Below are 23,511 nucleotides of genomic sequence, written 5' to 3'. Positions count from 1 at the left end.
TTTCAGCCGCCTTTTCCATGTCCGCATTTAGCGATCAGTAGCGCGAGACGTAGCCAATCAGCATCGGCTTCTCGTGCGTCGGTGCGAGAGCCAGATTGATCTGGCCTTTCATCGAGGCCGCTCCGACGGCAATCGTGAAGCCGGTGTTCAGTGTCCTGCCTCTGTTGCGATAAAGCGTGGCGATCGCCTCGTCGATCTGTGTATCGATCGAGAACCGCAAGGTCTTCGTCAACTGCGCCGCATCGCCAAGCGGCAGGCGCTGGCGGAGCATGGTCAGGAAGGGATCGTTGAAGAGCTGGATCTTCTTTTCCTGGGTCAGCAGGATTGTCGGCGACGGCGACGCCTGAATGATGGCGTTGACGTTAGCCATCGATGAGGCGTCCTCGACTGTATCCAGCCGACGCAGCGCCCATTTGAAGCTGAGCACACGCAGCAGCGACGCAAGGTTTCCGGACTCCGGCATCTGCGAGGCGGTGTAGTGCACGAGGTCGGCAGTGCTCATCTTGCCCGCCGACGACATGCGGCCGAGGCCATCCCAGTAGATCCCCTCGAGACGGATGCCGCGACGCTCGCCGCCCCGACCGACGACCGCCCGGAAGCGCGGCTCGATCTCGTCGGCGGCGATGGCAGGCAATGGCTCTTCAATCGGCTCGAGTTTGGAGAGGGCATTGCTGCTTGGCTTGACGATCAACATCTATCGCTCCGTCAGCGCTTCGCTGCGCGCCTTGTTGATCGGTTTCATCAGGTAGCTCAGCACCGTCTTGTTGCCGGTCATGATCTCGACCGATGCGACCATGCCGGGGATGATCGGGTAGGACTTGCCGTTGCGCTCCAGGGCGGACTTGTCGGTCTTGACCTGCACCAGATAGTAGGTCTCGCCCTTTTCCTTCTCCACAAGACTATCGGCAGAGATGTTCTCGACGATGCCCTCGAGGCCGCCGAAGATCGAGAAGTCATAGGCGGTGATCTTGACGACGGCCGGCTGGCCGCGGCGCACGAAGGCGACATCGCGCGGCGAAATCTTCGCTTCAACGAGCAGCGTATCAGCGGTCGGCACGATGCCAGCGATGACGCGGCCCGGATCGACGTAGGCGCCGATGGTATTGACCTCGAGCGTGTTGACAATGCCGTCGACCGGCGAGCGGATATCGGTGCGCTTGACGCGGTCGGACGCGCCGCGGATCGTCTCGTCGACGACGGAGAGTTCGGCCAGCGCCTGCGCCTTGTCCGTCAGCGCCTGCTGGCGCAGTTCGAGGGCAAGATCGCCGAGCTGCAGCTTGGCTTCCTGCACCGCGGCCTGCAGGCGGTCTATGCTTTCCTGGTAGACCTTGAGCTGGCCTTGCTGATCGGTGAGATCGCGCTCGGTCTTCAGCACTTCCGTCTGGGCGACCAGCTTTTTCTGGGCCAACGGATGAATGAGGTCGTATTGGCGCTGCGCTCCTTCGATATTCTGCTCCAGCCGATCGATATTGGCGTGCGCTTCGCTCAGTTCGTTCTCGCGCTGGCGGACGCGTTCCTGCAACACCCCGAGCTTGTTCTGGTAACTCGCGCGATCAGCGGCGAAGAGCTTCTCCTCGTTGCTGCAGACGTCCTTGGCGACCGACATGATTTCTTCGGGGCAGACGAACGCGGCGTCGTATTGGCCGGCCTCCTCGAGCTTCAGCCGTGCAACCTTGGCACCCAGAGCCCGCGCCTTGGCAACGGACTCGCCAAGCGTGGATGTCGTTGTGGTGTTGTCGAGTTGAACGAGCAGCTGGCCTTTGCGAACCACCTGACCGAGGACGACGGCGATCTGCTGGACGACGCCGGGCTCCGAGGACTGGATGATCTGGGTCTTGGACACCGGAATGACCTTGCCCTCACCGCGGGCGATCTCGTTGATGTCAGCGATTGCCGCCCAAGCGATGAAGCTCGCAATGACGAGAGCCACCAATGCCAGAATGCCGCGGGCGAGAAGCGGAGGATTGTCGTGGCGATTGCTTGCGAGGCTCATGGCTGCGCCCCCGCTGGCTTACGCTGCATGGCTTCGATGACCGTATTCTTCGGCCCGTCGGCGATTATCCGGCCCTTGTCGACGACGATCAGGCGATCGACAAGCTCAAGCATGCTGTAGCGATGGGTGGCAATCAGAAGTGTGGTGTCGCGGCTGATCGCCTGCGACAGGCGCGCAATCAGGTTGCGCTCGGTGGCCAGATCCATGGCGCCGGACGGCTCGTCGAGAAACACGATCTTCGGTTTCGTGAGCAGCAGACGAGCGATCGTCAGCGCCTGCTTCTGGCCGCTCGACAGGTTCGTGCCGCGTTCGCCGACCGGCATATCGAAGCCGCGGGGATGGTTGCCGACAAACTCGTCGACGCCGGTCATGCGAGCGACCTCGAGGAGTTCCTCGTCGGTTGCGTCGGCACGCCCGATAAGGAGGTTTTCCTTCACCGTTCCAGAAAAGAGATCGGAAGACTGGCCAGCCACGGCGACCGCCGAGCGAACCTCGGCCATGTGATACTGACGGATGTCGACGCCGTCGATCAGCACGCGACCGCCCGAAGGGCAAAACAGCCCGTCGAGCAAGCGACCGAGAGTGGTCTTGCCCGAGCCGATGCGGCCGATGATGCCGATCCGCTCGCCGGGCTTCACGGTAAAGGACAGCTTGTTGATGACCGGATAGTCCGAGCCCGGATACTGGAACGACACGTCCTGGAAACTGAAGGCGCCGCGGGTGATCTCCCGGTTGACGAAGCCGACAGTCGACGGGCGGTCGTCGGGCTGCTCCATGATCTTGTCGAGGATGCGCAGTGACATCGTAGCCTGGCGGAAGCGCGCCAGCGTCATGGCGATCTGGCCGAGCGGCGCGCCGGCGCGGCTCGCCAGCATGACCGTCGCGACGATCGCGCCCATGGCAATCCGCCCCTCCGAAAACTCGTAGGTGCCGGCAATCACGATCAGGACGCTCACCATCTGCTGGATGAACATCGTCAGGTTGATCGCATTCGTCGAGATATGCTTGATATCCTCGCTGGTGCGGCTCGAATACTTGGTGAGCTCCTGCCAACGGCGTAGCATCGTCGCTTCGGCGCGCAGGCTCTTCAGCGTCTCGATCGTCGAAATCGTCTCCACCAACAGCGACTGGCGGCGCGATGCCTCGTTGGCGGCGGTCGCCATGCGCTTGCCAATCGCTGCTTGCGCATAGAGGCCGATGACAACCGACAAGACGAACGCCACGGCCGGGATAACCACAAGCCAGCCGGCGATCAGATAAATGACGCCGAGAAAGATGAAGACGAACAGGCTGTCGATCAGCACGCCGATGGTATTCGACGTGAAGAACTCGCGGACGAACTCATATTGCGTCACGCGGTTGGCATATTCGCCCGTCGACATCGGCCGCGAAGCGAGCGTCGAATTGAGCACCTTGTCGAAGAGCAGCTGCGAGAGGCGCAGGTCCGCCTTGCGTCCCGCATAATCGATCAACGAGGAGCGTGCGGTTTTCAGCAGGAAGTCAAAGATATAGGCGAGCGAGATGCCAGCGGCCAACACCCAAAGCGTCGGGATCGCCTTGTTCGGCAGCACCCGATCGTAGACGTTCATGGTAAAGAGCGGCGATCCGAGCGCGATCAGGTTGATGAACAGCGCCGCGACCATGACGCGGACATAGGTGCGCCAGTACGGCGCAAGCGTCGTCGCCAGCCAATGCCGCTTCTCGATCTCGACGGCATTGCCGACGAGCGCCTCTTCCGAGGCGTTCTGATAGTAGAGCGTAAAGGCAAAGGCCAGTTGCGGCTTCAGCGCCAGAAATTCTTCCCGCGTCAGGCGGATCGCGTTGCCGGCAATCGGAACGATATCCGTGACATAGGAGCCGTCCTCGGCGATCTCAAGCAGCGGCAGCACGCTGCCATCCGCAAAGGCGACGATCGCCGGGCAATCGAAATTGCCCTGGCGGCATTCACGCTCCTGATGCTTGATCACCTGCAAGCCGATGCGCTCGGCCATGCGCTCGACATCATCCAGCTCAAGCGACTCGGTCACCTCATCCGGAAGACCGGAGAAGAGGACCGTGTCGGAGCTTGGTCGGCCATAGAACGCAGCCACGGACTTGAATGCGGCTTTGAATGTCTGCAGCGGTGTGCTGCTGGAGGTCTCGAGCGCTACGTTCAGCATTGTTCCATGGCCATGTCGACTACTGCTGTCGAATTGGCGCTAGGAGGTCCAGGGGCATGCCGGCTTTCTGATGAGAATCAAGCTCGACGTATCCGGGATTCGCGACGCCCGCGGGGACAACAAACTCTTCCCGCGCATAAGGTTTGGACTGCTCGACCGGCTTCAGCTTCATCGTCTGAAGCAGATTGCCCGAGGCCGCCAGGATCTTGTACTCGGCAAACTGCGACGCGACGCGCGCGGTATCGGCGAGAACCTGTGTGTTGAAGCGGGTGTTCTGCGCATCGAGCACGTCGAGCAGCGAACGCTGGCCGACCTTGAACTGCTCGCGATAGGAACCGACAAGCTGGTTGTTGATCGAGGCCTGCTTGTTGAGGATACCGGAGAGCTCGCCACGGCTGACGCGCTCATTCCAGGCAGAGCGGACCGACTCTTCGACTTCGCGCTGCACCTGGGCGAGATTGTAACGCTGCTCGCCGGCACGGCGAATCTGCTCCTGCTCGCGAGCAACATCGATGCCGCCGCGATAAAGGTTCCAACGGGCAACGACGCGAACCTGATAGTCGTTGGTGTTGCCTTCGTCGCCGTCGATATCGTTGCCGACGCGGGCAGTGCCTTCGAGGTTGACCTTCGGCATGTAGTTGGCGCGCGCGCCGCGAACGCCGGCATCGGCCGCATCGACATCAGCATTGGCCGAATAGATGCGCGGACTGTTCTTGGCGGCGACGAACACCGCATCGTTCAGTGTCTTCGGAACGTACTTGGCGACCGATGGCGGCGTCTGCGTATTGGTGATCGGCTCGCCGACGACCTGGAGGAAGCGGATCTTCGTCTGCTCCAGCTCTTCCAGCGCTTCGCGCAGGCGCGCCTTGGCGGCCTGCAGACGCTCGCTGCCCTGGAGGCGGTCGGCATCCGTCAGGGCGCCGCCCTTGATGCTCTCGTCGATATCGCCGACCATCTGCGAGTGGAAGGCAACGTTCTGCTTTGCAGCTGCAACGATCTGGTTCTGGAGCACGTATTCCAGGTAGTCCTGCGTCACTTCGAGGGCGAGCGACTCAGAGCGTTCGAGGACCCGAAAGGAAGCGCCATCGACGCGCGAGGCCTGCTGCTGCACCTGAGCGCGACGGCTGCCACCATCGTATAGTGTCTGCGAGATCGTCAGACCAACATCGCCCGGAGACAGATAGTCACTATCATCTCGCAGCGACCCGGAGCTGGCGTTCGACAAGCGACGTCGCCCGATCCCGCTCTCCAGATCTACGGAAGGCAAGTATAGACCACGCGCCTGGCGCAGTTCAAACTCGACAGCTTCACGATCCTTCGCAGCCTGCAAGATCTGCGGGTTCGTTTTCATCGTCTTTTCGATGGCCTGCTGCAGAGACATTGCATTGGCATCAGCATAAAACGAAAAACTTAAAGCAACCGTCGCAGACAATGCTGCAAAAATTCTTTTGGCCTTAAACAAGATCGATGCCCCTCAACATCAAAGATTCACACGGCGTACCCGTATACCAAAGACTGTTCTTCGGCAAATAAGTAACACCAATCTTTCCACATTCCAATTACGACCGCGAGCATTCGTCCCAAAACAGTTAATCGCGGTGGACAACTGCCTAAAGCAAGAATTTTACAGGATTTTTTAACGGGGGTTTTGCCCGGACCTGTTTATCTGGTACTACTTTCAAACGGACATGACCGCGATGAATCTAGGCCAGCGTTACTCTTCAGCCACAATCGTTTCAGCTCTTCGGATCGCCACCCTCGGCGCTGTCTGCTTCGCGGCCGGATCCGTCGGCGTTTTACTTATCTTAAACCTTCTCGTGCCGGATCGACCAATTTTGGTGGGATTTGTCGGCGCAAGCGTAATTTCGCTTTTTGTTGCATTTCCGCTGCTCTTGATCTTGCAGTTCAAGGTCGCCGAACTCAAAAAACTACAGGAAACCGTTAACTATACTGCGCGCCACGACGCCGTAACGAAGACGCTGAACGGAACGGCCTTTGCCGCGGCCGTCGAACACTACATCGACCGACGCAAGCGAATCGCCACCGACGCCGGCGGCGTGATGATCGCCGTGGTCGTCGATACGCTGGACGAGATCAGCCGGCGCTACGGCCCGCAATGGGCCGATACGGTCATGCAGTCGCTGGCCGCCATCATCCAGTCCTCGGTCAGAAAGGGCGACCTTGTGGCCCGTCTTGCCACCAACGAACTCGGGGTGTTCCTGCCGGGCGCTACCGTCGAGAACGCCCAGGATGTCGGCACCCGTATCCGCCGGCGGGTGGCGGAAGCGTCCTTCTCTGACGAAGGCACCCCAATGAGCATCGGCATCCGTCTCGGCGGCGCGGTCTTCGAGGGGCCGACGGATTTCAACCACATCCGCCAGCTCGCCGACGAAATGGCCATGCAGCGCGGCGGCGACAGCGACGAGGCGATTCCGATGTCACGACTGCCGGCCGCTTGAGCTGATCGGTCCACGGCCAACAGTCCGGGGCGCCGACAGGGCGCGCCGGACTGCTGACAGAGCCGTCAGCTCGATTGATTTCCGGAGTTAGTCATTGCCGTCATACCGGCCTGGTGCCGGTGTCCAGCGTGACCAAGCCCTTGATCGCGAAGGGCTCTTTAGCCGCGCAGACGCACGACAGCTGGAATCCGGCTTAAGGCCGGAATGACAGAGAAGCAAGGGTGTCAAACAACAAGAGGCTGTCAGCAGCGTGGGGTGCCGAAAGGACGCCTTTTTGTTGCCGGCTTCGGAATCAACGAATGCCGGCTGTCGCCCATAAGCTACCGTTCAAGACACCGGTTCTCGACCACATCCGCCGGCCCATCGCAGTTTCTCTAGGTAGAGTAATGCCCGCGACGGCAGACCGCCGTGGCAACGAACCCACCGACTTCAGGCACACGCGCACATCGAGGATGAGTAGCCAAGCAGCCTAGCGAGCGATTCCGGTGTCGCGGTCGCGGATATCAACTCATGACGGCAGCCACTCGAGGGAAGAGCCGAAGCGACTTTCTCTGCTTCAAGAGCTGAGAAGGCGTACTCGGCCGTGGACCGCTGACGGATAAGCCCAGAATGCAGAAAAGGCGCCAAGCGGCGCCTTTTCCCTCGCTGGTTCATACAAGCATCAGCCGACGTGCGGGGCCGTCGTCGTATCGTGCTTGTCGTCGTACAGGATCTTGACCGCTTCGGTGGTGTTCTGGAGAACAGCCACATCGTGCCAGCCGCCATTGGCGTTGACGCTGACCACGGTATCCGCACCTGATACCGTCGTCTTGACGCTGGCGAGCGCCTCGGCTTCGGTGGCCTGATGACCGAGCAGGCTGTCGAGAAGCTTCGACACATCGAGCGTATCGCCTTCGCTGGCCTTGTAGTCGGTGATCACGTCGGCGAGCTTGACGTCAGCAAGGGCATCGGCGTCGAGAACAAAGGTATCAGCCCCTGCCCCGCCGGTCAGCGTGTACATGCCTCCGGCGCCCGACAGGATGTCGTCGCCGTCGCTGCCGATCAGCGAGTAGGCATTGCTGCCGCCAAGCGTGGTGTCGAAGGCAACCTCGACAAAGTGACCGGTCGAGCCGTCCGTCAACGTATAGCTGCCGTCGGCAAGGATCGACTGGCCGTTGATCTCCGAGTTTGAAGCGTTCGCATCAAGCGAGATGCTGCTGATCGAATGATCCGAGAGGCTCGAGAGTTCGCCGCTGTCGGTGATGCCGTTGTGGTTCAGGTCCTGCCAGACGGTGAGCTTCGAGAAGGCTTCGTCGGCCGCATCGATCTTGCCGTCATGGTTGCTGTCGAGAGTCGCTAGCGCCGCCAGGCCATCGACGTAGCTGCCGCCGGCGAAGTGCGGCGAGAAGATCTCGCTGCCATTGTCGATCTTGCCGTTGCCGTCGACGTCGAAGGCCAGGATGCCATCACTGCCGGCTGTCCAGGCGATCTGATCCTTGTGGCCGTCGGCATTGATGTCGAACTGGACGCCGTGATCGAGCGTGGTCAGGGCGACGCCATTGTGGTCGAGGTCGAGGATGATCGGGTCGATGGCGAACGTGGCCGCGGACCCCATGCTCGCATACACGTTGGCAAGGGTGACGCCAGAAAGTTCGACCAGCGTGCCGCCGGCAGTGGCGCCAGTCTGCTGGTACACGTAGGTGTTGCCCATCCCCGTGAATGCAAGCGTTGCGCCCGCATCGCCAATATCACTCGCCATGAGGTACTGGACGACCGCGGCCAAGCCCGAAGTCGACGTCACCGACAAGGATTGAGTGAAGTTGTCGTTACCATAGAAAGTGGTCATTCCAGTAGTGGTATTGACACTGTGGGACTCGACAGTGTCGCCGCCAATAGTCAGCGCAGAGTCTGAACCGTTCACAGAAGCGAAGGCCTTTACCGGGGCTACGGAGAAATCCAGCTTGTCGGCAGTGCCGCCCGCTCCCCAATCCGTGATCTTGTCGTATCCGCTGATCGTGCCGTTTTCATTCCTTGTCGCAGTGTTGCCGGTGCTACCTGCAGCGGCGATAGGCGTGGATTCACCTGAGGCGATCACGAATGTATCTCTACCGGCACCACCCGTAAGGACATCGGCGCCAGCACCCCCGTTGATCCTGTCTTCTCCAGAACCGCCGGTGATCACGTCATTGCCGCTAAAGCCGGTGATCGTGAGCCCTTCGGACTGGTGCGAGAGGTTGAGGGTACCCGAACTCGCCATCACCACGTTTTCTATGCGAGCGAGCTGAGCGTCGTTGCTGTCAGTAAAGCCGCCGGCGATCTTCAGCGTATCAGCGCCGTCACCTAGGTCAATCGAAGTGAAGCCGGAAAGCGAATTGCTGACTGTGACCGTATCAGCACCGGTCGACCCAGTTACCTTGGAGGTTTCGATACCGACAAGCGTCGCGCTGATAGCCGAAAGATCGGTCGTCCCGGCGACGTTGACCGTCAACGTGTCGTTGCCGCCCTTGAGATCGATGCTGTCGAAGGCCGCATACTGCTGGGCACTGATGGTCAGGTTGTCGTTACCGGTCGAACCGGTGATCTTCAACGTTTCTACGTTCGAGATCGTCGGCGCGGAGGAGGAGATATCGGCTGTTCCGTTTACGCTTACGGTCAGCGAGTCGCTGTTGCCGCTGCCGAGGTTGATGGAGGTGAAGCCGGTAAGCTGCTCGGCCGACATCGTAACCGTATCACTGCTTGAGCTGCCAGTCAGCGTTTCGACATTGCTGATCGTGCCGGTCGTGAAGTCGACAGTCGTGGCGCCGACAAGCGTAATTGTATCGCTATCAACTCCACCGTCGATCGTCTCGCCAGCAACCCAATCGTTATTGGCCAACAGGAAGTTATCATTGCCCACGCCGCCAGAGAGCGTATCCGCGCCGCCGTTACCGTCGAGCGTATCGTTGCCATCACCGCCAAACAGCCAGTCCGCACCGGAGCCGCCCGTCAGGGTATCGTTTCCGCCGAAACCATAGATGGCTGTGGGGGTCGAGCCAGAGGCGGTTAGCGACGAGTTGGTACCGTTGGTGCCGAGGATGACGTTGACGACGCTATCAGACAAAGCCCCATCGCTGACAGTCAGCGTGCCGCTGACGACGCTGGCCTGTGCCGTCGGCGTCAGGGTGTTGTCGCCGACATGGAGGCCGGGGTTGCTGCCGAATGCGGTGGCAAACGGCGAAGCAAGCGTGAAGCCGGAGCTGTCCGGATCCGCGAGCGTGAACTTGATGCCGCTCTCGGTGACGACGAGGTTCGAGACCACCGGCGCATCGTTGACACCCGTCACGTGGACGATCGTCGTCGCGGTGTTGGAGTTGAGGCCGTCGTTGACGACGACCTGGAAGGTACGGTCAGCGCCGTTCGGGTTTTCCGAGCTGTTCGCAAAGCGGACGGCTTCGATCGCAGCTTCGTAAGCAGCCTTGGTGGCAGAACCGGTGAAGGTAACGGTGTTGCCGCTGATGCTGTAGGCGATGCCGCCGATCGTGCCGGTCGTGGTTGCCTGGCCGGCGATCGAAAGCACGTCGCCTGCCTGGCCGTTGGTCAGCTTGACGGTGGCCGAGCTCATGTTGGCGTCGGCATCGGCAATCACGGCGTTGGTAACGACCGCAACAGCCGAACCGCCTTCGATGAACGTCGGCGTCGTCGTGTATTCGATCTTGACGTTGTCGATGAAGACCTTGTCGCCGTCATCGATATCGTCATTTGAGTAGAAGCGGATCGTGGTCGCGGACGAGATGTAGGCCGAAAGATTGACGGTTACAGTCGTGAAGCCTGCGTCATCCTGACCATTACCGCTGACGGTCGCCACCTCCACCCAGTTACCGTTGCTGTTCAGCACCTGCACATGGATGGCATCGCTAGACTCCATGCTGACCCGCTTATAATCGAAGGTCAGCGTCGCCTGGGTCGCGCCCGTAAGGTCAACTGTGCGCTGGACAAAATCGCCGAAGGTGTCGATCTCTGCATCCGTATCGGTAAGAAGCAAGGCGCCATTGCTCACCCGGACATCGCCGGTCGTAGCAGCATTGCCTTCGTTCTCGCCGTACTCGATCCAGTCCGTCTTCCAGTTCGCGGTACCGTCGTTGCCGTTATAGGCCTGCTGGTTGAACTGATCGAGGACATAAGCGCTATTCGACAGAGTCAGGACCGGCGCAACGTTTTCCTGGAGATCCTTGACCGTGACATTGAGCGTCTGGGTGTCGGTCTTGTTGCCGTCGGAAACCTGAACGATGACGTTATAGATGTTGTTCGCGCCATTATCGAGCGGATGCTCGAAGTCCGGCGCGTCCTTGAAGCTCAGGTTACCGGAGCCGTCGATCTTAAAGAGGTTCTGGTCGTCTCCGCCAACGATCGAATAGGTCAGGTTCGCTTGCGAACTGTCCACGTCCGTTGCTGTCACAGTCGTGACGGCGCTTGTGTTCTCGTCGATCGTAATGGCCGCGGTATCGCCACCGCCGTTGGAGGTGATGACCGGCGCGTCGTTGACCGAGGCCACCGCGATCGTCGCCGTCGCCGGCGTGCTGTCGGCCAGGCCGTTGTCGTCGACTGCTGCGTAATGGAAGCTTGTCGTGCCGTTGTAGTTCGCGGCCGGCACAAAATAGACCGTCGAGCCGCTTACCGTGTCTCCAGCATGAAGTTCAGTCGTCAGACCGGCATCGCTGTAGAGCTTGCCGTTCGCCGGCAGGTCGCTGATCTTGTAGGATGCGACCGTGCCGTCGATGTCACCTCCCGACAGAGCGACAGAGATCGAGGATGCATCCTCGTTGCCGCTGCCCGATGCCGCGTTGGTTTCCGGCGCATCATTGGTTCCGCCGATGCTGACCGTCACCGTCGTCGTTGTGCCATCTGCCGAGGAGACCGTGAAGACCTCCTGATAGGTGTGGCCCGCCTTGAACTCGTCATGCGCGGAATTGGCCGTATAGGTCCAGTTGCCGTTCGTATCGATCGAGAACTTGCCGTAGCCGCCGGGGTTAGAGACGTCGCTCTGTGCCACGAAGCTGGCCGGACTGTCCGCGTCGGTGATCGTCAGCTGTCCGGATGCGCTAATCACGGCCGCAGTGTCACCCTCCGTCAGATTGGCAACGACCGGTGTCAGGACCGCCGCGTCGTTGGTGCCGAGAATATCGACCGTCACCGTCGTTGTCGTGCCGTCGGCGGACGTCACCGTCACGCTGTCGGTATAGTGCTGGCCGGCGACGAACTCGTTGTGGGCTGTGTTGGCCACATAGGTCCAGGCGCCGTTCGCGGTGATCGTGAACTTGCCGTAGCCGTTCGTGCCGGCAACGTCCGTCTGCGGCACGAAGGTCGCAGCACTGTCGACGTCGGTGATCGTCAGCTGTCCTGATGTGCTCAACGGCGCGTCGGTTTCCGTCAGGTTGACGGAGGTCGTGCCGCCGATGACCGCCGCGTCGTTGGTGCCGAGAATGTCGACCGTCACCGTCGTCGTCGTGCCGTCGGCAGAGGTCACCGTCACGCTGTCGGTGTAGTGCTGGCCGGCGACGAACTCGTTGTGCGCCGTGTTGGCGACATAGGTCCAGGCGCCGTTCGCGGTGATCGTGAACTTGCCGTAGCCGTTCGTGCCGGCAACGTCCGTCTGCGGCACGAAGGTCGCAGCACTGTCGACGTCGGTGATCGTCAGCTGACCAGACGTGCTCAACGGCGCGTCGGTTTCCGTCAGGTTGACGGAGGTCGTGCCGCCGATGACCGCCGCGTCGTTGGTGCCGAGAATGTCGACCGTCACCGTCGTCGTCGTGCCGTCGGCAGAGGTCACCGTCACGCTGTCGGTGTAGTGCTGGCCGGCGACGAACTCGTTGTGCGCCGTGTTGGCGACATAGGTCCAGGCGCCGTTCGCGGTGATCGTGAACTTGCCGTAGCCGTTCGTGCCGGCAACGTCCGTCTGCGCCACGAAGGTGGCCGGGCTGTCGACATCAGTGATCGTTAGCTGTCCTGATGTGCTCAGCGGCGCGTCGGTTTCCGTCAGGTTGACCGAGGTCGTGCCACCGATGACCGCCGCGTCGTTGGTGCCATGGATGACAACGGTAATCGAGGATGGGGTCGCGGTCGTGCCGTCGCTGACCTGGATGTCGTACTTGATCGTAATCGTCTGGCCAGCGCCCAGGAAGTCGAGGTTCTGTGCGCCCGGATGGTAGCTCCAGTTGATGAGCGAGACGCTGCCGTTCGAGATCGGCGACGATCCGAAGGTCAGGGCAGCTGTGTTGGTAAGGGCGGCCGCAAGCTCCGGCGTCAGGACACCGCCGGTCCATGTTGCCGTAGCGCCGGTCACGGAGGGCGTTTCGGTATCGCCGACATCGAAATCGGCAACCAGCAGCTGTCCTTCAACATTGACAGCCTGGGCATGGGCATCCGGCAGCTCATTGACGTCGTTCCCAGGCGAGATGACCCCGACAAGCGGAATATTGTTATCGCCCGTGACGTGAATGGTCAGGGTTGCCGTGGACGTCAGTCCGGACGGATCCTTGACCGTGTAGGTGAAGGTATCGTCGACCTGAGCACCCTTCGGAAGCACCTCGGCGGCGAGAGCGTTCGCCGTGTATTGGTAGGTGCCGTCAGCCTTGATGACCAGATCACCATACTTGCCATGGCTGACAGTGCCGGCTGCCGTGACGGACGCGGCAACGCCGTCATTGAAGCCCTTTATGGCGCCGACCGCCAGGTGACCGGTATCGCCGGCATCCGGGTCTGTATCGTTGGCAAGCACGCTCTGGCTCGAAACGACGGTCTTGTTCTCCAACACCGCGTTTTCGTCATTGACGCCGACAGGCGCCTCGTTGACGTTGTTGATAACAAGCGTGAAGTTCTTCGACGCATCGACCGAACCGCCGACGGCCGGATCGTCCACATTGACCGTGACGTCGTAAGACGACTTCGCCTCGAAGTTCGGCGAGGTGCCCACGTAATAGAGAGCGCCGTTCTTTATCGCGAAGGACGCCGCGTCGGCGCCCGAAAGCGAGTAGCCATTGGTGCCGAGCGCATCGTCGACCACGCCGAGCGTCGCAACCTTGATACCGTCGGGACCGACTGCCGTGTTCTCGTTGATCGATGCGACGACATTCGAGAAGGTCACCGCCGTCGGCGCTTCGTTGACATCGTTGACGTTGAGCGTGAAGTTCGCCGAAGCGTCGACCGAACCACCGACAGTGGGATCGTCGACGTTGACCGTGACGCTGTAGGACGACTTCGCCTCGAAGTTCGGCGACGCACCGACATAGTAGAGGTTGCCGTTCTTGATCGCGAAGGAAGCCGCGTCGGCGCCCGAAAGCGAGTAGTTGTTGGTGCCCTGCTCGTCGTCGACAATACCGAGCGTCGCGACCTTGATGCCGGTTCCGATGACCGTATTTTCGTCGATGGAGGAAATGGCGCCCGTCAGGGTGACCGCCGTCGGGGCGTCGTTGACCGGCGTGACGTTGACGGTGACTGTTGTCGTCGCGGTGCCGCCGTGGCCGTCGTTGACGGTGTAGGTAAACGTATCCTTGCCGTTGTAGTTGGCGGCAGGGTTGTAGGTGACGACACCGTTGTTCAACGTTACCGTACCGCCGTGCGCGGAGGTGCCGCTGACGCTGACGAGGTTCAGCGTGTCGCCGTCGACATCGCTGTCATTCGCCAGCAGGTCGGCAGCCTTGATCGTCAGCGCGGTGTCCTCGGCGGTCGTGATCGGGCCGCCGCCGGTCGATGCGGTGAAGTTGTCGTAGGCAATGCCGTCGTCGTTATCATCAGTATAGACGCCGTACCCGCCGAGAGCCGGAATTTCGGAGCTATGGAGCACCACAGGCTGCCCGTTGCCTTGCACCGTGACATTGATGCCGTCGCCATCCACTTCGACCTTGAAGTGGATCGTGTTGGGACCAAGGTTGGCCTTGTCGACCATGTCCAGAACCGTGACCTGGTTGCCATCCACGCGCTCGAGAACGAGATCGCGGTGGGTGCCCTGGTTGGCGTAGTCGGTGCCGAAATCCTTCCAGTAGACGCGGTAGTAGTGGGTCGAGTCCTGATAGCCGAAGACCACGCCAAGCGCCTGGTTGGACTTGGGGTTGCCATTGCCGGTGTTCGGATCGCCATCGACCTCGATGGTGTAATACTTGCTGCCGGCCGGCAGGCTGTTTGCCGGTGCGAGCGCGATGCCGTTGCCGTCATTGGAGGACGAGTCGGTCCGCTCGACGAGGCTGCCTCCACTCATCGACCAGCTGGGATTGCCCGAGAGCTTGACGAAGGTCCAGCCGTCGGTGCCGGAATTGTTGAAGTTGTCGCTGTAGGTGGCCGCAACGCCGCCCAGGGTCGTGTCGTCGACAGCCACCGGGTTGTCGTTGGAGCCCTGGACCGTGATGGTCGCGCTCGCCGTATCGCTGCTGCTGCCGTCGGAAACGGTATAGTTGAACTTGATGGTCGCGGTTTCGTTGACACCCAGCGCCTTGAACGGATCCTCACCGTTGTCGGACCAGATCTTGACGTCGCCATTCGAGCCGACGGACATGTGGGCGTCGCCGAAGTTCGTGGCGATCTTGTAGACGCCGTTTCCTTCGCTCGCCACAGAAAGCGTCAGGCCAGTGCCGCTCGCGGTATTGACCGTCACGTTCGAAATGCCGGTGACGTTCAGGCTGGCGCTGTCGACATCCGTGTCGTTAGCGAGAACGTTGCCGACAACGAGCGGGTTCGCCGACGAAGCATGAGAGGAAACGCCGTCTTCGCTTGCCGTGAAGGTATCGTCGTTGGCGACCGGAGCATCGTTCGTTCCGCGCACCGTGATGGTGACGGTTTGGGTGTCGGTCGCGCCGTGGCTATCGGTGACCTGAACCGTGAAAGTTTCAAGCTTATTGTCGCCGTTCTTCAGAGCCTGGGTTGCCGGCAGGCCGTTGTCGAGCGTGTAGGTCCACTTGCCGGCCTGGTCGACGGAAAGCTTGCCGTAGACACCTTTCACCGAGGAGCCGTCTTGAGTCTGGTTGCCGGAGGCCACCACCGACCAGCTGTCGTTGCCGCTGTTGTCGTCACTGTCGACGTCCGTCTTGGTCAGCGTGCCGCTCTCGATCGCATCACCATTGGTGCCGGCGCCGGCCTCAACGACCGTTGCGCTCGTCGTGCCGCCGGTAATGACTGGCGCATCGTTCGTGCCGGTAATGGTGATGACAACGTTCTGCACATCCCTTTCGCCATGGCTGTCGGTGACCCACACCTGGAAGGTCTCGGTGACAACCTTGCCAGCGGACAGGCCCTGCGTATCCGAACGGCTGTTGTCGAGCGTGTAGGTCCACTTGCCGGCCTGGTCTATCGAAAGCGAACCATACTTGCCGTTGTCTGTGGTCAGCCAAGGGTTGCCGACACCCCAGAAATCGTTGGTCGCATTGTCGTCGGAGTCGACATCCGACTTCACCAGGGTATCGGAAATCGTCGCAATGCCGTTCGTGCCGACACCCCCCTCGATGACGCTGCCAGTTGTATGGGAATCCGCGATGACAGGCGCGTCGTTCGATCCGAGGATATTGACGGTGATCGTCTTGGTGGCGGTCGCACCGTGGGTGTCCGTGACCGCCACATCGAATTTCTCGCTGGCCGTCGCGTCGAGGGCGAGGCCTTGCGTCGAGGCCAGCGTATTGTCGAGCGTGTAGGTCCATTTGCCATTGGCATCGACCGATATCGATCCGTAGAGACCCTTGACGGAGCCTCCGTCAACGACCTGGCCGGCGCGAGGCGTGATCGACCAGGAGTCGTTCGAGCTGTTGTCGTCGAGGTCAGCGTCGGTCTTTGTGAGAGTGCCGCTGGCAGTGCTCTCGCCGCGCGGCAAGCCGAGCCAGTTGTAACCGTGCTCGACCACCCACTCGCTCGTCGAGCCGCCGGTAATGACTGGCGCGTCGTTCGTGCCGTTGATGACGATCGTGACGACCTGGCTAACCTTGCCGCCGTCGCCGTCGTTGAGGAGGACGGTGTATTTCAGCGTGACGTGATCGTTCGCGCCGAGATAGTCGAATGTCTTGTCCGGAGCAGAGAACGTCCACTTGATCTCGCCGGCCGTGCTGCCCGGTGCCTTCGTCACTGAGTCGATCTTGAAGAACGACATCAGGTTGGAGGGCAGACCGCTCTTCGTGTCGGCAGCGTCAACGCCGGTGACAGTGGCTGTGTGGCCGACATCGTTGAGGTCGACATCGGTAAACGTCAGGCTACCGGACGCCTTCTGCTCGGAATTCGAGCCAGTGGTGTTGGGCGCTTCGGTGAGGGTTGCACCGGCGTTCGCCGTCGTGAGCACGGGCGCGTCGTTCGATCCGGTAATCGTTACCGTGACGGTCTGCGTATCGCTCGCGTTGTGGCTGTCGGTCACCTTGACCGTGAATGTCTCGGTCCGCGTCTCGCCAAGCGCGAGACCCTGCGTTGCCGCACTGGAATCGTTCAGCGTGTAGGTCCACTTGCCCGCCTGATCGACCTTGAAGCTGCCGTAGGCGGTAACAACGCCCATCTGACCGGAAGATGTCTGTCCGTTGCCGGCGACAACCGACCAATTGTCGTTCGAGGGCTTATCGTCCGAGTCGACGTCGGTCTTTACAAGCGTATCGGAAACGGAGTTTACGCCGCGGGCGGTTCCCGTCGCGTCCATGCCCATTTCGATCACAGCGCCCGTCGCATGACTGTCGGCGATCACAGGCGCGTCGTTCGTGCCGGTGATCTTGATCGTCAGCGTCTTGGTATCAGTCGCACCCCATTCGTCCTTGATCGTGAAGGAGAATATCTCATAGCGCACTTCGCCCGCCGCCAGCGCCTGTACGGACGCTTTCGTGTTGTCGAGCGCGTAGCTGTATGTGCCGGTAGACGCATCCCAGGTGAGCTTGCCATAGTCGCCGGCAACGCCCGTCGAACCATTGCTCTTTCCATCGACGCCCGCAACCGTCAGGACCGCACCGTGATCAACGTCCGACGCGCCGTTAAGCAGGTTGCCGGTCGCGACGGAGCTATCCGCGGTCGAAATCCCCTCCTTGACCGTATTGTACTGGAAGTCGACGCTCGGCGCGTCGTTGGTTCCCTTGATCTCGATCGTCAGGGTGGTCGTCGAGATGGCGCCGGACGCGTCCCTTACCGTGTAAGTGAAGGTCTCGTGGGCGGTTTCACCCTGAGCAAGACGATTCGTATCCTTGTCGAAGTTGTTGAGGATGTAGGTATATGAGCCGTTCCTGTTGAGCTCCAGGACGCCGTAGTCGCCGTTCTTGACGAAGACGCCAAAGGCATGGATGTCTGCGTCCTTGAGGTCCGAGACGACCTTTGTGTCGCCGGCATCACGGTCCGAGTCGTTGCTCAGGACATTGCCTTCGGCCTTCCAGTCGCCCAACGTCCCGACGCCGGCTTCCTTCACCATGTTGGTGTCGGCGACCGCGACGGGAGTGTCGTTGGTGCCGTCGAGCGTGATCGTCAGCGTCTTGCTGTCGCTGGCGCCAGCACCATCGGTCACCGTCAGCGTGAAGCTTTCCGTTGCGCCATTCTTCAGTGCTTCGATCGCGCCATCATTCGGCACGTAGGAATAGGCGCCCGTCGCGCTGTTGAGGTAGAGCGTGCCGTAGGTCCCCACCTTTTCGATGTTATAGTCACCTGCAAAAGTTCCCGTGACCACACCGGTACCGCTGATGCCATAGGTGGCGGAATCGCCAACATCGACGTCGGAGGACTGCAGCTGACCGACCACGGGCGCAAACGTGTCGTCGCCGGCCGTATCCTTAAAGGTCCAGCCGGTAATCGCGGAGAGCTGCGGCGCGTCGTTGGTGCCGTTGACGGTCACCGTAATCGTCTGCGTCGCGGTGCCGTCAGCGGAGGTCACCGTCAGCGTCTCGTTGAAATGCGCTCCCTGACCAAGCGACTGAGCGAGCCCATTGTTGAGCGTGTAGTTCCATGCCCCCGTTGCCGGGTTGAAGCTGAAAATGCCGTACTGGCCGGCAAGCGACGAAGGCGTCTGGAAATGATTTTCGCCGTGGTCGACATCCTTGACCGAGAGCAAGCCGTTGGCTTGAAGCTGACCGTCCTCGACAACGGCACCGGCAGCAACGCCCGAGATGGACGCCGTATCGTTCACACCGGTAATCTGGATCTGATAGACGCCGGTCTTGCTGTCACCATCGGAGTCAGTCACGGTGAAGGGAACGGTGACGGTGGCGACTTCGCCGCCATTCAGCGAATCGAAGACACCAGCTTTGATGACGATTGCGCCATTCTGATAGAAGTAGTCCTCGGCATGGAGCGTCAGGGCGATGCCTGCCGCCGACGCAACGGTTGCGGTTCCCAGCACCACCTTGCCAGCGCCGTCCGCGCCGAAGTTGAACTGCTCGCCGGCCGCCAGCTTGAAGGACATCACGTCGTCTTCGCCTGCCGCACCTGTGAAGACGGCAGCGGTCGTGCTCCCTGTCAGGCTGACATTTGCGAGGTAGGTGCCGGTGTTGTCCGAGCTATTGCCGACTTCCTTGAATGTCAGCGTATTGGTACCGCCGATCGCCGTAAGGTCGAGATCGATCGACTTCATCGAGGAGGTCGGCGAGTAGGTGTAGACCAGCTTGTTGTTCCAATAGACTTCCAGCCCCGAGGATACAGGACTCGGCGATCCTGCCTGGAAGCTCAGCTTGTAGGTCTGCCCCTCGGCAAGCCCCGATATATCCTGGGAAATCGTTGTGTTGCCCGGCGACGATCCCATGTCCACCATCGGCGCGCCGTTGGATGTCGTCATGCCCAGATAGCCGCTGCCAACGCGTTCAAGCTGCACGCTGCCGGTACCGTCGACCTTCCAGCCGATATCGGCGTTGGCCGCTCCGCCAAGAGGACCACCCCAATCGCTGTGCTGCTCCCAAGTGCCGGCCGCAAAATTGCCGTTGGCGAGCAGGTTGACCGCCTGGACGGCTCCATTGATCGTCGGCACGTCGTCGTGGATATCGACGACGAAGGAACCGCTCGCGGTGTCGCCGTCGGCGTCGCTCGCCACGAAATTGAAATGCAGGTCGAGCTGCGTGTTGCCGATCTCAGAGTTCTGCGGATGATCGAGGGGCTGCAGCAGCGTGAAGCTGTAGGCGCCGTTCGGCGCCGTCGGATCAAGCTTGACGACGAAGACTTCGGTGCGGCCCTCGCCTTCGCCGATGAAGCCGGTCAGCGTGTGGCCGTCGGAGGAGATCGCGAACTGAATCGTCTGGCCATCGGACTTCAGACCGCCGAGCTGGTCCTGCGCTGTCGAGAACGTCAGATCGCGATGCGCGCCGGCGTCGGCGCCCCAGTGAATGCCGAGCGAGACGTCGTGAACGCCTGCGTTGTTTCCTTCGCCGGACAGCAGATCGGACTCGTTGATCGCGCTCGGGCCAACACCGTCGCCGGTGCTCGGACCATCGTCGTTGATGTCGATCGAAGCGACGCCGGTGGCCTGGTCGCCGTCCTTGTCGGTGACGGTGTAGCTGAACTGAAGGCGCAGGATATCATTGACGCCTGCCTCGCCCCTGTCCGGGTGATCGAGCGGAGCGAATTGCGTAAAGGTGAAGGCACCGCTTGCCGCGTTCGTAACGGTCAGGACGAAGACCGGCTGGCCATCGACGCTGCCGGTGATCGTCAGGCCATCGACGGTAATGACGACCGGCTTGCCGTCGGACATCAGGTCAATGTGCGTCCCGTTCTGCGTGCCCTCGACCATGTTGAGCGAATCGGCAAGCCTGACCTCGGTGATCTCCCCGACGTCCGCGCCACCATCGAAGCCGAATATGCCGTTGACGGTTTGCGTCTCGAAGCCGCCTTCTGTGCCTTCTGTTTCCGTCAGGCTGAGGTTTGTCGTCCGGTCAGCGGAAATGGTTGGCTGGTCGTCGAACAGTTCCCGGCGGTCGCCGAGACCCGGATCGGGCTGCTGCGTGTCCGCCAGCAACTGCGCGAGCTGGGTCGGATCGTTCGGATCCTGCTGGATGGTGTCCTGGAAATCGGCGCCGGAGCTTGGTGCGGAGGCACTTGCCGAATAGGAGCCGTCGGGACCCGCGGCGACGTTGATGTTGTTCTGCTCGAGAGCGGCAATCACGGCCTGCTGCGGCAGCTCGACTTCGCCGAGCAGGAAGGTCGGCACATGCAGGGCGCCGTTGACGATCACAATCTCCGTGCCATCGGCCTGGACAAGCACCAGGTTGTTGCCTTCGACGCGGATGTCGTCGATCGACACATCGGCCGGCAGGTGAGCGACGTTGTTCTGATCCGGGACGATTTCGGCTGGATGAGCGTTGGCGGCTATCGTCTGCGGAGCCGCCGGCACGCGGTCGGTCTTCTCGGGCTGTTGGCTATTGTCGACCTGTGCAACTTCGACACCCTGTGCAGCAGAAACGTCAATACTTGCGTCTTCATGAATGTCCTGACGGAAGTCGTGCGAGACGTTTTCGCTTGCAGTAGCGGAAATGCGCGGATCTTCGATAGACATAACAAAACAACCCCAATGAGAAACTGGGGCCAATCAATTACGCAGAAGAGCCAAAATCAATACTTGCAGCCGCTTAAGACATAGCCGGTTATGCATCCACCCAAAAATGTTTTAGGAAGAGTTAACGGTCGAGCCCCGAATATCGCTGGAACCGCTAAAATTCTAATAAAATTAATGAAATACAAACGCCCGGTCGGCGCTAACGCAGAATGTTCCAGCCTTCGATTCGACGCCTTATCTGCCTCCGTCACCTTCCGGCAGCGTACTTGGAGACACCAAATGCGGCTCAGGGCGAGCCGATGTCGGTCGGCTCGCCCTGAGATCAAAAGCGGCATTGAACGCGCCTATCGGGCGGGCGCAACGAGGCAGAAGAATGCGCCCTGCGGATCAATCGCCTGGATGATCCAGCTGTCGCCGGGTACTTCCATCGGGCCGTTCACCACCGTTCCCCCACCTGCCTTGACGCGCTCTATGGCCGCATCGATGGCCGGCACGTTAAAGTAATACGCCCATGCCGGCATGGGGACATTCGGCGGCTTGGTCATCATTCCGCCGATCGGCGTGCCGCGTTCAGCGAAGATGGTGTAGGCGCCCATTTCGCCCATATCCATGTCGTGGTCTTTCGTCCAGCCGAACAGCTTCGAATAGAAGGCGAAGGCTTCCGCACCGTTGCCGGCATAGAGTTCGTGCCAGCCGATATGGCCGGGTGTGCCCATCGGTGCCGGTGGAGGCTGATTGTCCATCGGCAGCGGCGTCATGATGCAGATCACCGCGCCATGCGGATCGGCGACGACCGCAAACCGTCCGACCGTCGGAATATCCTCCGGTTCACGACGGATCGAGCCACCATTGGCGGCAAAGTCCTTGGCGGACTTGTCGACGTCGTCGACCGCGACATAGCCTGTCCAATTCGGCGGAATACCCTTGCCTTCCAACTCTGCCGGAAAATCCATGAGGCCGGCAACGCCAGCGCCGTTGGCTTCGAAGACTGTATAAGGCGGCAGGTTCTCGATCTTCATGTCGTTTGTCGTCCAGCCGACGACCTTGCCGTAGAAGTCGGCGGCCGCCTTGGGATCCGGCGTCATCAATTCGCACCAGATGAATTTTCCATGGGTGTCGGACATCGGGTTCTCCATTTGCGATGCTTCCGTTCGGTTGCGAACGGCCTCGTATCAAACCATGCCGTTCGATCCACCCGCAACTAAGGCTTGCGGGTATAGTGCGCTTCCATGAATTGCTTCCAGGAGCCGTCTGGCTGCCTAGCGGCGGAGTTGAACGTGCGGTGGTCGCGATCATGGAAGATGATCTGCTCGCGGTAATCGGCGAGCTTGTTTGCGTCCGTGAAATCGGGACCCGTCGTGTAGAGGTTCAGGATCTTGCCGTCGTCGGAGACCTCACCCTCGTAAACCCACATGTGGTCCATCATAGTGCCGATCCAGGTGCCAACGTATTTTCCCTTCTCGGCGCTATAGCCCAGGGTGAGCACCGTCGTTGCCGCGCCACCGCCGGGCATCTGGCCGGCGCCCTCGGCGACGAACCAAATGCCGTGAAGCGAGCGCACGATCTCGGTCCACGGCTCCTGCCCCGTCATCTCGGGCGCCGTCACCTCCCAGACACCGACGAGGTCTTCCAGGAGCTCGTGCTCCTTCAGAACTTTCGCTTGCTGCATCGTCCTTCTCCCTTGGAGGATGGTTGCAGATCTCAGTGACAGCTGGATGGCGCGGTCTTCGCCGGTTCGTATTCGTCGTGACGCTTGACGAAATCCATCGTGCTGTCTTCGTTGCGGCCTTTCGGCGCGCGATCGAGGATCATCAAGGTGCCGACTGCTTCTTCGAGACCACGGGCATAGGTGGAATACGTATGGAAGATCTCACCGCTTTCGCTTTTGTAGAACGCGCTGAGACCGGGCAGCTCGTCATGGGCGTTGGCCGGATCGATTGCCTCGAAATTGTAGAAAACCTTGTCCTTCGCCAGATCTTCCGGGCTGAAGGAGACGTGGTAGTCAAAGTTGAAGCTGTTTTCGAAAGATGAAACCCAGGGGAATTTCCACCCCATGCGCTTCTTGTAAGCCTCTATCTTGGCAAGCGGCGCCCGCGAAACCGCGACCCAAGTGACATCGTGGTTGTTCAGATGCGGCAGTGTTCCATCGACATGATCGGATAGGAACGAGCATCCAGGGCAGCCGGCCTGCCAATCCGGGCCAAGCATGAAATGATAGATTAAAAGCTGGCTGCGGCCATCGAAGAGTTCGGCAAGGCTTTTCTTACCCTGCAGCGTATCGAAGACGTAATTTTTATCAACCTTGACCCAGGGCAAGGCCATGCGTTCGGCATTGACCTTATCCCTCAGATGCGTCGCTTCCTTCTCCTTGAGAAGCAGCGAGCGGCGGGCTTCCAGCCATTCTTCACGGGAAACGACTTGGTTCTGCATCACGTGCGCCCTCCTCCGGCGCGATCGGAAGTTGCGTTCTATGCT

Annotated in this window: 9 protein-coding genes; 1 reads left to right on the top strand and 8 read right to left on the bottom strand. The window is 60.7% G+C overall.

Translation table 11 applies throughout. From position 1 onward, the window contains the following. Positions 1–34: 34 nt before the first annotated feature. The 4 genes from FHX16_RS05270 to FHX16_RS05255 are packed head-to-tail and all read right to left on the bottom strand — an operon-like array spanning position 35 to position 5,533. Positions 35–694 carry a ribbon-helix-helix domain-containing protein gene (locus FHX16_RS05270; RefSeq protein WP_183859771.1) on the bottom strand — a complete coding sequence of 220 codons (660 nt, stop codon included), beginning with the start codon at positions 692–694 and terminating at the stop codon, positions 35–37. Then, on the bottom strand, positions 695–1,993 hold the full coding sequence (locus FHX16_RS05265; protein ID WP_259126715.1) for an HlyD family type I secretion periplasmic adaptor subunit: 1,299 nt from the start codon (positions 1,991–1,993) through the stop codon (positions 695–697). Next, positions 1,990–4,152 (bottom strand): type I secretion system permease/ATPase, encoded by a 2,163-nt coding sequence (locus tag FHX16_RS05260; RefSeq protein ID WP_259126714.1) that lies wholly within the window; start codon positions 4,150–4,152, stop codon positions 1,990–1,992. The genes FHX16_RS05265 and FHX16_RS05260 overlap by 4 nt, the downstream gene beginning before the upstream one ends. A 19-nt stretch (positions 4,153–4,171) precedes the next feature. After that, a complete protein-coding gene (locus tag FHX16_RS05255) occupies positions 4,172–5,533 on the bottom strand; it encodes a TolC family outer membrane protein (RefSeq protein ID WP_183859777.1) in 1,362 nt (453 codons plus the stop codon). A 517-nt stretch (positions 5,534–6,050) separates the two neighbouring features. Between FHX16_RS05255 and FHX16_RS05250 the strand changes: the two genes are divergently transcribed. After that, positions 6,051–6,611 carry a GGDEF domain-containing protein gene (locus FHX16_RS05250; RefSeq protein ID WP_246712546.1) on the top strand — a complete coding sequence of 187 codons (561 nt, stop codon included), beginning with the start codon at positions 6,051–6,053 and terminating at the stop codon, positions 6,609–6,611. Positions 6,612–7,272: 661 nt separating this feature from the next. Here the strand turns inward: FHX16_RS05250 and FHX16_RS05245 are convergent. The 4 genes from FHX16_RS05245 to FHX16_RS05230 form a co-directional block, all read right to left on the bottom strand. Beyond that, positions 7,273–21,036 carry a VCBS domain-containing protein gene (locus FHX16_RS05245; RefSeq protein ID WP_259126712.1) on the bottom strand — a complete coding sequence of 4,588 codons (13,764 nt, stop codon included), beginning with the start codon at positions 21,034–21,036 and terminating at the stop codon, positions 7,273–7,275. A gap of 344 nt (positions 21,037–21,380) precedes the next feature. Next, positions 21,381–22,160: a VOC family protein gene (locus tag FHX16_RS05240; protein WP_183859782.1), complete on the bottom strand. Its 780-nt coding sequence runs from the start codon at positions 22,158–22,160 to the stop codon at positions 21,381–21,383. Positions 22,161–22,237: 77 nt separating this feature from the next. Beyond that, positions 22,238–22,705, bottom strand: a complete 468-nt coding sequence (locus tag FHX16_RS05235; RefSeq protein WP_183859784.1) for a DUF1579 domain-containing protein — start codon at positions 22,703–22,705, stop codon at positions 22,238–22,240. 32 nt (positions 22,706–22,737) lie between these two features. Next, a complete protein-coding gene (locus FHX16_RS05230; RefSeq protein ID WP_183753837.1) occupies positions 22,738–23,466 on the bottom strand; it encodes a thioredoxin family protein in 729 nt (242 codons plus the stop codon). Positions 23,467–23,511: the final 45 nt, after the last annotated feature.

The sequence above is a fragment of the Rhizobium sp. BK661 genome (genome assembly GCF_024808825.1).
In the GTDB taxonomy this organism is placed as follows: domain Bacteria; phylum Pseudomonadota; class Alphaproteobacteria; order Rhizobiales; family Rhizobiaceae; genus Rhizobium.
The sequence above is the reverse complement of the archived record's forward strand: the minus strand, read 5'-3'. Positions and strand labels throughout refer to the sequence as shown.